The sequence below is a fragment of the Pantoea sp. VS1 genome, assembly GCF_002207995.1.
GTDB lineage: Bacteria > Pseudomonadota > Gammaproteobacteria > Enterobacterales > Enterobacteriaceae > Pantoea > Pantoea dispersa.
Genome location: NZ_NHZE01000092.1, coordinates 1 through 304, shown reverse-complemented (window position 1 = coordinate 304; position 304 = coordinate 1). Strand labels below are relative to the sequence as shown.

The 304-nt window shown below is 57.9% G+C and carries 1 protein-coding gene; it reads left to right on the top strand.

Translation table 11 applies throughout. The annotated features are described in order from the left end of the window. Positions 1-304, top strand: a 304-nt coding sequence (locus CBW22_RS23500; protein WP_176428177.1) for an SOS response-associated peptidase family protein, incomplete at both ends; no start/stop codon positions are given.

Here is a 304-nt window from a genome sequence, read left to right as displayed (position 1 = left end):
CCGGTACAACGTGGCGCCGGGGACTAAGGTTCTGTTGCTCAGTGAGCGTGACGGCGAGCTGAAGTTTGATCCTGTTTACTGGGGCTACGGTCCGGAGTGGTGGGATAAACCGCCGCTCATCAATGCCCGCAGCGAAACGGCTGCGACAGGGCGTATGTTTAAGCCCCTGTGGGAACACGGGCGTGCCATTGTGCCGGCATCGGGCTGGTTTGAGTGGAAAAAAAGCGGTGCCAGGAAACAGCCCTACTTCATTTATCACCGAAACAGAGAGCCGCTTTTTTTTGCGGCCATCGGGAAGCCGCCT